Source organism: Rhodopirellula sp. JB055 (assembly GCF_043100905.1).
In the GTDB taxonomy this organism is placed as follows: Bacteria; Planctomycetota; Planctomycetia; order Pirellulales; family Pirellulaceae; genus Rhodopirellula.
Map to the genome: position 1 here is coordinate 1 of NZ_JBICHO010000085.1, position 12,353 is coordinate 12,353.

The 12,353-nt window shown below is 56.6% G+C and carries 11 protein-coding genes and 1 pseudogene; 6 read left to right on the forward strand and 6 right to left on the reverse strand.

Annotation, left to right across the window (positions count from 1 at the left end):
• Window positions 1-523: 523 nt before the first annotated feature.
• Window positions 524-1,159 carry a TetR family transcriptional regulator gene (locus ACF8AM_RS03175; protein ID WP_392554241.1) on the forward strand — a complete coding sequence of 212 codons (636 nt, stop codon included), beginning with the start codon at window positions 524-526 and terminating at the stop codon, window positions 1,157-1,159.
• 48 nt (window positions 1,160-1,207) lie between these two features.
• Window positions 1,208-2,155, forward strand: a complete 948-nt coding sequence (locus tag ACF8AM_RS03180; protein WP_392554242.1) for an SDR family oxidoreductase — start codon at window positions 1,208-1,210, stop codon at window positions 2,153-2,155.
• Between the two features lie 72 nt (window positions 2,156-2,227).
• On the opposite strand, the gene ACF8AM_RS03185 is transcribed toward ACF8AM_RS03180, so the two are convergent.
• Together ACF8AM_RS03185 and ACF8AM_RS03190 are read right to left on the reverse strand one after the other, a co-directional pair.
• Entirely contained in the window at window positions 2,228-3,703 is a 1,476-nt protein-coding gene (locus ACF8AM_RS03185) for an autotransporter domain-containing protein (protein WP_392554243.1), read from the reverse strand.
• Window positions 3,704-3,888: 185 nt separating this feature from the next.
• Complete coding sequence (locus tag ACF8AM_RS03190) at window positions 3,889-4,728, reverse strand: helix-turn-helix domain-containing protein (RefSeq protein ID WP_392554244.1); 840 nt, start codon at window positions 4,726-4,728, stop codon at window positions 3,889-3,891.
• A 228-nt stretch (window positions 4,729-4,956) separates the two neighbouring features.
• Between ACF8AM_RS03190 and ACF8AM_RS03195 the strand changes: the two genes are divergently transcribed.
• The 3 genes from ACF8AM_RS03195 to ACF8AM_RS03205 are packed head-to-tail and all read left to right on the forward strand — an operon-like array spanning window position 4,957 to window position 7,665.
• Window positions 4,957-5,766, forward strand: coding sequence for a glutamine amidotransferase (locus ACF8AM_RS03195; protein WP_392554245.1), 810 nt, complete (start codon window positions 4,957-4,959; stop codon window positions 5,764-5,766).
• A gap of 35 nt (window positions 5,767-5,801) precedes the next feature.
• Entirely contained in the window at window positions 5,802-7,502 is a 1,701-nt protein-coding gene (locus tag ACF8AM_RS03200; RefSeq protein ID WP_392554246.1) for a sulfatase-like hydrolase/transferase, read from the forward strand.
• 22 nt (window positions 7,503-7,524) lie between these two features.
• Window positions 7,525-7,665, forward strand: a complete 141-nt coding sequence (locus tag ACF8AM_RS03205) for a hypothetical protein (protein ID WP_392554247.1) — start codon at window positions 7,525-7,527, stop codon at window positions 7,663-7,665.
• Between the two features lie 18 nt (window positions 7,666-7,683).
• Here ACF8AM_RS03205 and ACF8AM_RS03210 read toward each other — a convergent pair whose 3' ends face one another.
• Together ACF8AM_RS03210 and ACF8AM_RS03215 are read right to left on the reverse strand one after the other, a co-directional pair.
• Window positions 7,684-8,718: a serine/threonine protein kinase gene (locus ACF8AM_RS03210; protein WP_392554248.1), complete on the reverse strand. Its 1,035-nt coding sequence runs from the start codon at window positions 8,716-8,718 to the stop codon at window positions 7,684-7,686.
• Entirely contained in the window at window positions 8,715-9,602 is an 888-nt protein-coding gene (locus ACF8AM_RS03215; protein ID WP_392554249.1) for a hypothetical protein, read from the reverse strand. Before ACF8AM_RS03215 ends, ACF8AM_RS03210 begins: the two co-directional genes overlap by 4 nt.
• A gap of 80 nt (window positions 9,603-9,682) precedes the next feature.
• On the opposite strand from ACF8AM_RS03215, the gene ACF8AM_RS03220 reads away from it, so the two are divergent.
• Window positions 9,683-11,191: a polysaccharide lyase gene (locus ACF8AM_RS03220; protein ID WP_392554251.1), complete on the forward strand. Its 1,509-nt coding sequence runs from the start codon at window positions 9,683-9,685 to the stop codon at window positions 11,189-11,191.
• Between the two features lie 181 nt (window positions 11,192-11,372).
• Here ACF8AM_RS03220 and ACF8AM_RS03225 read toward each other — a convergent pair whose 3' ends face one another.
• Both ACF8AM_RS03225 and ACF8AM_RS03230 read right to left on the reverse strand, forming a co-directional pair.
• Window positions 11,373-11,711: a hypothetical protein gene (locus ACF8AM_RS03225; protein WP_392554250.1), complete on the reverse strand. Its 339-nt coding sequence runs from the start codon at window positions 11,709-11,711 to the stop codon at window positions 11,373-11,375.
• Between the two features lie 52 nt (window positions 11,712-11,763).
• Window positions 11,764-12,353: pseudogene (locus ACF8AM_RS03230) on the reverse strand (hypothetical protein); the annotation flags it as partial.

The following is a 12,353-nucleotide window of genomic DNA, read 5'->3' on the forward strand; positions in this document are numbered from 1 at the left end:
CCAAAACTTCGTTTCGGGAGAGGTGCTCAAAGGCTGAATGCCGCTAAAACGCGGCCTCGATCAACTGCACGACCTCCGCGGTGGAGAGGGGAAACGAGCCTGTTTCGCTCCAACGATCACCAAACAGCCCCCCCTTAACAAACTAGCCCCCCCTCTTCTCCATCGCCTTTCTTGACATCTTCAACACCGTGCCGCGTGGCAAAAACGGGATGCTCCAGTAGAGCAGGAAGCTCGAGGAAGACGGATCAATATCCTACAGTTTGCCTTTCATCATTGCGTCGTAGCCGCCCTGGGACGCATGCAGCCGAGCCCACTCTTTGCCGATGCCGCCAGAACGCTGGTCACAAGCGGCACGTTCTTCCTGTCTTCACCTGAAGGTTGTCCGGAAGATTTCTAGTTTCACACCGCGGCGGTCTTGACGCTGCAGTTGCCTTTTGGTCGGATGAACAGACACCCGACCGCCGGTCGACTAACAATCGACCGCCGGTCGAATCGCCAAAAGCCTTTGAGGGAGAATCTGCAAATGAGCTGGCAAAGGGCTCGACAACCGGACCAGAAGGCTGAGCGTGTTGCGGCCATCCTGGAGGCCGCAGCCTCGCTCTTTGATGAGAAAGAGCTCGCTGACATCTCGATGCGAGACGTCGCTGCCACGGCGGGACTGGGCAAGGCAAGCCTGTACCACTACTTCAACACAAAGGAAGAGGTTTTCATCAGCCTGTACCGGGAAGAACTCCACGATTGGTTGCTCGACGTCGAAAGCCGGCTCAAGCGACTTCGTTCTCCCACGCCAAAACGAATCGCGAAATCGCTGACGGAGGCGATTCGCGATCGCGACCGTTTCTGTCGCTTGACGGTCGTTCTGGCCTCCGTGCTGGAACGCAATCTCACGACCGACTTTCTTCGAGAATTCAAGCGATCTCTCCTTCCTTCACTCGAACGATGCGTGGCGGCCATCCAATCGGTTCAGCCAAACATGTCGGCTGCTGCCGTGCAGGAATTCATCATTCAACATCACGCCGTGATCGCTGGACTTTGGCCGCTTGCTCACTCTTCTGAGGAAGTCTCAACGCTCATGCAAGAAGATGAATTCCGTGGCCACCAAGTCAATTTTTATCGCACATTTGAATCCACGATTCGCCAGTTGATGCAGCCTCAATAGCCACCACCAAACACTGCCAACGTCGCCCATCAAAACCGAGACGAAACAATGACCACTACAAAGCAATTTGGCCCGCAAGGCTGGACTCCGGAGCGACTCGGCTCGCTCCAAGGCAAAACCTATGTCATCACTGGCGCCAACGCAGGTGCGGGATTCGAGGCGACTCGGACACTCCTGACCAAGGGTGCGAAAATCGTGATGATGAACCGCAATGCCGAAAAGTCAGCCGCCGCGATCGAGACTTTGAAACAGGAATTCGGCGGCGACGCTCGTGTGACCTTCGTGCGTTTGGACTTGGCGGTGCTGGATTCCGTGCGACAAGCTGCGGCAGAACTGCTTGAGACAGTTCCTCGGATCGATGCACTCATCTGCAATGCTGCGATCGCGCAAGTGGCCAAACAGGAGCTCACCGTGGAAGGCTTTGAAAGCCAACTCGGAGTGAACCACTTCGGTCATTTCCTGCTATGCGGGTTGCTGTTCGACCGGATCGAAGAATCACGTGGCCGCATCGTCGTCGTCGGCAGCAACGCGTACAAAATGGGGCTGAAGAAAATTCAATTCGAAGATTTGAACTTCGATCAAAACTACACCGCTTGGAACGCCTACGCGCAGAGCAAGCTAGCGCAAATGATGTTCGCGTACGAACTTCAGCGACGCGTGCACGCGGCCGGCAAACAAGTTCAGGTTCGGGTTTGTCATCCCGGTGCATCGCGGACCAACTTGCTCAACGACACCGCCAGTTTGCCGATGAAGATGTTGTGGAAAGTGATCTCTCCCTTCATCGCCCAATCCGCCGAGAAAGGTTCGTGGCCCGAAGTCATGTGCGCGACCGAGGAAGGTCTGAAACCACAAGCCTTGTACGGTCCAACCCAAAGAGTCGAAACAGTCGGCCCCGTAGGGGAATGCCCACTCGAACCTCTCGCCGTGAACCAAGAAGCCGCCACCCAACTCTGGTCACTCTCCGAGCAAAAAACCTGCTACTCCTGGTCCCCATAGTTTGGCACTCGCTTTCAAACTGTGATTCCCCAACACCATCAAGCGGCTGGTGCATTGCAAACCACAACGTCGCTACCAACGGTAAATCATGCTACCACTGGCAACGTGCAAATCCTGGCGATCGTTCAGTTGCAAATCGTAGCCCGCGTACACGGACCAGTGCCGGCCTCGGTTGCCGCTGCATCCAACATTGACCAATGCCCAGTCGCGGCCGAAATCGGAAGCCTGTGACGCAAACGCGGTACCGTCGCTAACCCCTGAAACGACCGCGTTGGTATCCAAGTACTCGTGCATCCAGTCCACTCGAACCGTTGGCGCAATCGTCCAATGTTCGCGCCACGTCCAACGTCGGGCGGTTGTGAGGCCGACGCCGGTACGGCTGCGCAAGGAGTGGACCGTGAGATCGTCCACATATGCACCTGCCGTGCCCTCTTCTTGGTATCCCTCTTGTCCGATGAACTGATACTGCAGCGACGCAGCAGGCTGCACGACCAAATGCTTCCAGCGTCGATTCCAACCACGCTCCAGGAACAAACCGGCTTGCCCTCCCTCGAAGTCGCCCTCAGCGTCTTGCCGTTTGGTGTCGTGGTCGTTGTAGCCCACTGAACAAGCGAGCAGGTAATAGTTACCCACCGAGTCAGGTCGATGGAGAAAGCCACCCCACTGCGTGCTGTCGACATTCGCAGAAACTCCGTTGTCGAAGCTCAGATCTTGCCCGGCAAAAACAAAGTAAGTCCCCATGATGGTTTCGAAATTGAGCCAACGGAACACACCGAGCTGGGCACCGCCTCCCGCGTAGTCGAACGCAGTGGTTGCGTCTCGATTCTCCGCTCGACCGCCAATCCCAAACCCACGCAGCCAGGCGCCGCGATCCGCCCGACTTCGACACTCGCTCTGATCAGATAAAGAATTGTTGCGAGCATAATCCGCAGCAATGGTTGACTGGTAACTGACAAGCTGGACAGACGACGGACGCGCCATGGAAGCCGTTGCAACAGAAGCATCCTGCCGATCCAATCCGGTTGATTGAGAGCCGGCAATCTCATTGACTTGGTCGCGAAGGAATTGAAACTGAAAGCCTCCCAGAGAAAGCAACGATTGGGAAATCCCACTGTGCAGGCCCGCCAACTCATCCCCGGTTCCCGCCGCAGCCCCAGCACTTCCGCCGCCGACATTCACGAGCAAATGCAGGGTGCTCTCCTTTTGGATGCTGTAGTCCGTCAAGCTTCTTCCATCCTCCAATGTTTTGCCAGTAAAAATCAGTTGCTGCTGAGCGGGAGGAATGCCCTCCTTGTCTTGAATCTTTGCCTTCACATTCGCGATCGAATCACTGGGTTCAACGTCCAGCGTGATCGTCTTTCCAGCCAGCGTTTTGACGAAGATTTGCATCGCCGCAGCGGGCGATACGATCCCGAGTGACAGGATCGCCACACAGGTGATTCTGCAAAACCAATGTGGCATGATGTCGGCAGCGTTGTCGGTGGAAGGTATTTCAGAAACTTTGGTGCCCAGCATGCCTATGCGATTGGCAGGACCGGACGTTTTCATGGAACTCATCGTCGCCATGATTCTGGCATTTTGAGCACAGCCCTTGCGAGCAGGCGAACAGATACAATCGTCGCCGTTTACCAGCCGTCTTGAACCGGTGGTGCCCCCGACATTCTGAAAACGTGTGGTTCGAACTCCCCGTCTGTGGCCGTGAGAATTGCGGGGTGGAACCGCGAGCCGCCAATTCAATCCGACGCTTCTTCATCCCGCGTTGCGTCGCGGTAGTCGGGGCCGGCTTTCCGGTCTGCTGATGGAGTGACGTCATAGTTCGCGTGGTAGTCGCGGCTGAACTCTTGCACGCGTGGGTAGCCGATTCGCATCGCGATTTCTGTCATGGAAAGATCAGACAACTGAACCAACCCGCGCGCGTAGCTGAGCCGGATTTGCTTGACGCGTTTCATGGGCGGCATCCCAGTCGCCAACCGACAAGCTCGAGCGATGCTGCGTTGCGATCGACCGCTCATCCGCTCCAGCAACCGAAGGTCAATTGAACCGTCGAGGTTCGTCCGCAGTTCGGAGACAATCTCCCACCACAATTGGGCCGGCGTGTCGATCCGCAGGCCTTGAGTCTGCGCGGGAAGTAGGTCGGCGATCACCTCGAGCAAGATCGCGTGCACTAACAAGTGACGCTTCACTTCCGAGTCGTTGCGATCACGCCAAACACTCAACAGGCGATCCATTCGCTCAAGCGTCGATTCGGAGACAGAGCAAACGCGTTGGTCAAGCGGCGGTGGCAACAGCGACGGCGCACGAAAGTTAACCGTGAAGAACTTCCACGGAGGCTGCAGGACCTTGCCCTGAACGATTTCATTCTCGTGATACCAAATCGCATCGCCGGCCCCGAACCGCTGCGAAACACCGGCGGAACGCTGCTCGACTTCGCCCGCCGTGCAGACATGAATCAAATGCCCAGGCAGAGATTCGCTTCGAAATGCACCTCGCTCTCGACGCTTGACTTGGTCGACCAGAGCCACCTCGGTGATGATCGCGCCGCTCATCGTCGGGTTTGAATCAGGAGAACGCATGGCAAGATTTGCGACAAAAGCAGCAGGGATTGCGACGTGAATTGCGACATCCCTGAACGGACTCGCGAAGTCCAACTTTCGGCTTTTCAATAACATAGCACACGCCAATGAATCATCGATCTTCGGGCCTGCTACACAACTTGCCCGGCAACCGACTCAGCGGCCAGTCATTTTAGCGACATTTGCATAGCGGCGTTTCAACACCAAAGACTCAGGGAGAACAGGTTCATGGCCAAGGTTTATTACGTGGGGGATTGGGCGGTGATGCTCGGGCCGGTTTTTGCCGAGACTCCGTTCAACTATTCCCACAAAGGCACGGAGATCTTCAACTATGGGAAGTGGTTGAAGGCGGCGATCGAGTCGACGGGGGAACACGAGGTCACGTCCGTTCCGACATGGGATTTCTACCGACTTGGACCAGGCGAACTCGAACAAGTTCTCGATGAGTATGACGTGCTGGTGTTCTCGGACGTCGAAGCGAAAAACTTTCAGCTTGCTCCGCAGTTCTTTGATCGCAGCAAGTTTGGCAAGCAACCGTTGACCTTTCCCGACCGCGTGCGACTGACCGTGGAAGCTGTCCAAGCAGGCACCCACGCGATGTTCCTCGGCGGCTGGCTCAGCTTCAACGGTGAGATGGGCAAAGGAGGATGGGGGCGAACTGGGCTGAAGGAAATTTTGCCCGTCACTTGTCTGGACGTGGAAGACCTTCGCGAGAGCACCGAAGGTTTCACCGGGTCCACACTCACCGAGAACCATCCCATCCTCGCGGACGTGGACCTTGCGAACATACCTCCGATCCTCGGTTACAACATTGTCAAACCTCGAGAAGACTGCGAGGTCCTTGCCACATGGAAGGGGACGGACGATCCCTTGATGGCGGTTGGCCAGTTCGGACACGGAAAAGTATTGGCGTATACTTCCGACCCCGCACCGCATTGGGGATGCAACTTTGTCTACTGGGAAGACTACCAACGGTTCTGGGCCCAGGCGATTGACTGGTTGGTCGCCGACTCGCATGCCGCTCACACCACCTCTTGATATCCGCTGCTGAAGAGCTTTGACCGATGAATCGAATGACGTTGACAAAAAAATGGGCTTGGTTGCCGGCGGCATTGGCGTGCTTGCTCTTGCCGGCGCTGCATGCGGCGGCTCAGTCACCACAGACACACGCCAATGCGAAACCCAACATTGTTTTGGTGATGGCCGACGACCAAGGCTGGGGCGACGTTGGATACAACGGGCATCCGTTTGTGCAAACGCCGGAAATGGATGCGATGGCGAAAGACGGATTTGTGTTCGACCGTTTCTACGCGGCCGCACCGGTTTGCTCGCCGACTCGAGCCAGCGTCATGACTGGCCGTAACCCGATCCGTTCCAAGGTCCCTAATCACGGACGCTACCTGCGGCCTCAGGAACAAACCATTGCGGAATCGCTCAAGGCCGCCGGGTACGCGACGGGGATCTTTGGCAAGGTGCACCTGGGATCGGGCCAGCCGGACTCGCCGTGCAACCCCAGCGGCATGGGGTTCGATGAATGGTGCGTCGGTTTGAATTTCTACGACAACGATCCCTACCTCAGTCGCAACGGAAAGGTCGAGCATCGCCAGGGCAAGGGCTCGGTCCTGGCCATGGACGATGCCATCGACTTCGTCACCAAACACAGTTCCAGCGACCAGCCATTTTTCCTGACCGTTTGGTTTCCGTCGCCGCATGACCCACACCAAGAAGTCCCCGACGGACCGCCGCTCTACACCGGCCAGAAACAGGCGGGCTACTATCGCGAAATCACACTGCTCGACCAACAACTCGGTCGTCTGCGGAAACAACTTCGCGACCTGAAGATCGAGGACAACACGATCGTATGGTACTGCAGCGACAACGGCGGACTGAACACAGAAACGTCTGGCGGCCGCGAGAAAAAAGGCAGCATTTACGAGGGTGGCCTGCGGATTCCAGGCATCATCGAGTGGCCCGCTCGTGATCTGCGCGGGCGAACCGACGTGCCTGTCTGGACGTGCGATATCTACCCCACCCTGCTGGCGATGGCAGACGTTGATCCGGATTCCACCCACGGGCCAACTCTGCCGCTCGACGGAATCGACATCACCCAAATCATCACAGGGCAGTCCACGTCCCGTGATCAGCCAATGGGTTTTTGGCATCAATTCCAATCAGGCCAACTGACCTACAGCGACCGAATCCTGAAAGACATCCTGGCTAAACAGCAAGCCGGCGCACCGCTACCGCACAACGCTCATCGAATGCAAAAGGATGTCGATGAATTCCCCCAGTTCGCCGAAAACACAACGACTGGCCACGCCGCCTGGAACGATTGGCCATGGAAACTTCACCGCATTAACGGCCGCAAGTTCGAACTTTACAACCTGGCCGACGATCCAATGGAGGAGCATGACCTGTCCGGCGATCCGAAACTGCGAGATCGATTGGTTCGCATGCAGAAAGAACTGGATCAATGGATGCGATCGGTCGTTCGCAGCATCAACGGTGAAGACTATCAAACGCCGCCGAAGCCAGTCATCGTGCCAACGCCCGTGTCAATGAAACTCCATTCGGACTCGGAATCTGCAGTTCTCGCTGCGAGGACTCGAATCCTGGTGCGACCGAGCGAGACACATTTCTCGAGCTTGCACTCCCATGGCAAGGTCCTCGCGAGCGAACTGGAGATCCTGACGGGTTGGCATGTTCAGCCACAGGCGGCAGTGACTCGGATGGCAATCACACTGACGGCGATGACTCGAGCAACGCCCCAATGATGAATCCCGCCAGAAAGCGGAGGTGACGTTGAAGGAAGGCGAGCGATATCGAATCCGAATCGATCACGCGACTGGAATGCCTCGTCCAGTCCTGATCCTTTCGATCGCCGGCCCTGACGGCAAACAGACTGAGATCAGCAAGTTCCTGCAACTGCCACGCTGAACAAGCATCGATCGCATGTCACTCGTTCTCTTCTTGGCGGACGATCAGCATCAGCTCGTCCAGGTCCGTGATCAGCTCCCGCATCGTTTGGTACCGACTCGCGGTTTGTTTGGCGATCGCCTTGAAAACGATCCGGTCCGCTTCCTTGGGAATGTGATGTTGGGGAGAACGTTCGCTCGGTGGAGTTGGCTGACGCATGCAGATGTTCTCGAACGTTTCATTGCGATCTTTGCCGCGGAAGGGTTCCGCGATTGCCATCGCTTCGTACAAGCAGACTCCCGCGGAGAACACGTCGCTGCGTTCGTCGATGTCTCGATTGGCAATCTGTTCCGGTGACATGTACGTCGGTGTACCGATCAACAAATTGGCTGGCGTCAACGTTGGTAGCTCATAAGTATGTTCTTCGTGTTGAACTCTTGGCGTCGGAACAGACTCGCTCGGCGGCGCGGGACTGAACTCGCTGGGTGGTGTTGGATCGACGGCATAGCGACCTTCATCCAGAGTCGGCGCCCCCCATACCTTGGCTGAGCCCCAATCCAACAGCGTGACTTCACCGAAGTTACCCACCCAAATATTTTCCGGTTTGACATCGCGATGAATCACACCAGCCGCGTGTGCAAACACCAGCGTCTGGCAGGTGTCTCGAACAATCTCGATCCGTCGGTGCAGCGGGAATGCAGCAGTCACCTTCTCATCGCCCTTGGCGAGCTGGCGTAGCACAGAGAAAAAATTCTCGCCCGAAATCCGTTTCATCGCATAGTAGATTCCGTATTCATCGTCCTCGCCGATCTCGTGCACTGGCACGGTTCCCGGGTGTTCCAGTTGCGCCGTCACCCGTGCTTCGCGGAGCAGACGGCGCCGGTACCCGCGGTCCAAGCGGTGTTCCGGCAACAACATCTTGAGCACCACGGTGCGGCCCACGATTTGGTCGTAGGCGGCATACAACACCCCGTTGCCGCCGCGAGCCATTTCGATGAGGTCCCGGTACTTGGCCAGCCCATGCGGGCGTGGCGATGGAAGCTGAATATCAGTGCTGGATAGTGAAAGCATCATTCGTCAACGTAGCCTGCTTGAAGGTACAGTCGGGCCGCTTCTCGGTAGGGTGGATCCCAACCGAGTTCCTGCAGCAAATCACGCCGCTTCTTGAGATACCATTTCGGCTCGATGGAATGCCGGTTGGACTCCAACAATTCGAGTGCTCGCCCCTTCTTCCCAGCTCGCCGAAACATTCGGTCCTGCAATAGAATGAATTCACGACGATCACCCTGCGTTTGCTCCGTCAGCCGCTGAAAAGCAGCCACCAACCGCGATGTATATTCGTCCGGGTTAGCAATCGGCCATCGCTCTCGGACCTCCGGCAACTCGCGATACGCCAAAGCTCTCCCCAGCCGATATCGCGTGTACGCAAGTGCCCAACCAGTGGGTGTTGCCAGCGATTGCAAATCAGCCGGAAGATGATCCGCCAGAGATTGCTCCAGTTGGCTGGCCAATTCGATCGTGGTCCGCAAGTTGTCTTTGCGGTCGTCGTCGGTATCAGATCCGATCAACCGTTTCTGCCAATCAACCATCACGTCCCAAGCGTCTGCGTCGATGGACTCAGGTCGCGGCAGATCAGCCAACACGGGCTCTTCCATCAATTCCGATTCATCCGGTGCTTCGGCTGGAGCAATTGGCATTTGCCCCGGTTTCCACCGACGAAGCCACGATCGTCGAGCGGCGTATTCCAAGCGTTCGTCGTCCGACGCGGCATTCTCGAGTTTCGTTTCAATCGACGCCAGCGTTTGCGTTTGCCAGCATTGGGCATCCACCGTGCGAGGAGTTTCCGCACACACACTCACTTGCTGGCAGGCCAACATCAGCAGCATCGCCATTCGCCACGCGTAACAGCAGAGGCCAACACGATCGATCCGCTGAGGTGATAGGAAGAGTCCAGCCATGTTGCATTCAAGTGGGTACATTGTTTGTTGTTCGCTTCGCACCCTCGTGACCTTACCGATTTCCAATGCAGCATTCCACAGTGAGCCACGTTTTCTTTTTCTTCGCGGTTTCTATTGCGGTGGTCGTTTCGTTCGGATCGGGCTCAGTGATGGCGGATCCATCCTATTGGGCAGAGGGCACAAAGGAGCACAACGATGGTGCCAATCGCGAGCATTACAACCAAGCCGCTTCCTTGCGATGGGCACACTTCATGGGCGATTGGTGCGACGCAGAAGGAACCGAGCAAGGCAAGGCTCCCTATGCGATCGCCGAAGTGCTCGACACGGACACACTCCAACCCGTTCGTTGGGACGTGACGACGCTAGTAAACGAGTGGGGCCAGGGAACGTATCCGAATCAAGGGATGTTCTTACGGGTCATCGAAGGAGCCGGCCGGATTGCATTTGCCAGCCGAGAAAGCACCGACCAATCCCAGCATCCCAAACTCGAACTGACTGGCGAGAACGGAACGGCCATCCTCGATACGATCGCAGATACGTTCCTGACCAAATGGACATACCGTTGTCAGGGGCAATCCTCCGAACTGCGAGTCTCCGCCGAGGCGGAAAACCTGCTCGTCCGATTCGATCTCGAACAAGCCTCCGAAATCGGAGGGATCACCAACGCCACACTGTTGCTGCATTCGCCTGAGCAGTTCGGTTCGGCCAGCATCGGAGTGTTTCGCTGCAGTCAAGGCGAAACCGACCTCCCCAGTTCGCCAGTTCGAGGAATCGCGGCGAAGTACGAAAACGATCGAGGAATCGCGAAAGACCCTGACGTGATTTTCGCGACGGATTTCGAACAGGCGGACTGGGAAAGCGAATGGACTCAAGCCGGCCCCAACGGCAAAGTGGACACGGTCGATCCAGACACGAATTTCAAAGGATTCATTCCATTGCAAGGCAAAGCGTTGCGTTCTCGCATCCCCGAGGGAGGATTCACGGCACTGAACACGCTGTACAAATTCGATGAACAGATCGGCAGCGAGCCCGAGGAAATCTACTTTCGCTATCACTTGCGTTTGGCAGACGATTGGAACCAAACCGTTCAAGGCGGCAAGCTGCCTGGGATCAGTGGAACGTACGGGCGAGCGGGCTGGGGCGGTCGGAAGAGCGATGGCACCGACGGCTGGTCAGCTCGCGGGTTGTTTCAAAAGACCATTCCCGCGGGAAATCCGTTGGCAGGAACAACGCCGGTTGGGTTCTACTGCTACCACGCCGACATGAAAGGTACCTATGGATCCCACTGGGTTTGGAGCCAAGGTTATCGCGGGTACCTGAAAACCAATCGCTGGTACACCATCGAACAACACTGCCACCTGAACACTCCCGGCGAAAAAGATGGAGTCTTGCGAGCTTGGATCGATGGGCACCTGGCGTTTGAAAAAACGGACGTGCGGTTTCGATTGACAGACGAACTCAAGATCGAGCAGATCTGGATGAACCTCTACCACGGTGGGAAGACCGCATCGCCACACGACCAGCATGTTTTTATAGACAATGTGGTGATCGCAGAAGCGTACATTGGGCCCATGGTCAGGAAACCTTAGCACTCCGAGTGACGGAGTCTGGTTGCAATTTTACGAACGGCCGATTCGAGAGGCGTATTCGTGTCACATCGCATTCTCGGCACGCGGCGTTCGGAGTATCCTCGAAAAGTCATTCTGGCAAACGCAGGCCTGGGGCACGACTGTGCCAGTGGCAGCTCGGATGACAGGCAAGGTCACAACGTCAATCAGGTGCGGACGCGACACCGCCGAGGTAGCCACCCACGATCGACACGGCAAGAAAGTAAGCGAGGGTTCCCCATTGCACCAGGGAAACCACCCAGCCTTCATCCCAATGGGAGATTGCCCAAATGCAGATGGGGCCCAACACGAAATAGGGGACCATCGCGACGAATGACCAGAACGAGGACGACAATCCCCCCATCAACAACGCCCATCGCGTCGGTGTTTTATGAAAAGCAACGAATGGACCAAGGACCAATGGGAACGCCAGCAGTAACCACAACGGATGGTGTCGCGACACTGCGATCAGCGTCGCACAAATTCCAACGAGAACCAGCAAGCTCGTGATCGAGAATTGCCTTTCGTTTGATCGCATTGAAAGACTCCGGGATTCAGCTCGCAGGAGTCTGACCGAGCAGGATTTCCGTCGTTCCCTTCGGCAAGTCAAAGCAAGCGACGAGTGAACTGTCATCTGAAACCCATGATCCGGAAATCAGCTTTGACCGATCGGTGACTTCTCGCAGCACGGTCCGTTCGCTTCCATGTTGGATGCTGACCGGTCCTGATGCACCGCCAACTTGCAAAGTGAATTTCTCCGTTGCGAAGGGGGCTCGGAGCGTGAGCTGGTCGCCAACTTGTTCAATCTCGGTCAACTGCTTGGCCGCCCAGTAACGAGCGATCTCGCTGACTTTCATCCAGATGGTTTCGTTTCCAAATTGCGACGCCAATGACTGAACCACGCGTTGAAAGGAACGGAAGCCTTCTTGGCTGCCATTGCTATACATTCCCTGCCAATGACAGAGCATGACAGCAGGTTGTCGTCGCTGGATCAGCTCGACCATCCGCCCGCTGTTTGCGGCCGCATTGCAGTACCGATCCGGCTCGGAGAGCGAATCGCCTTGCCATCCGCCGAACCAATCGCCCGTTCCCGCGGGCACGTTCACCGTCAACTGCACGTCATCGGTTCCGATTCCTCGCACGT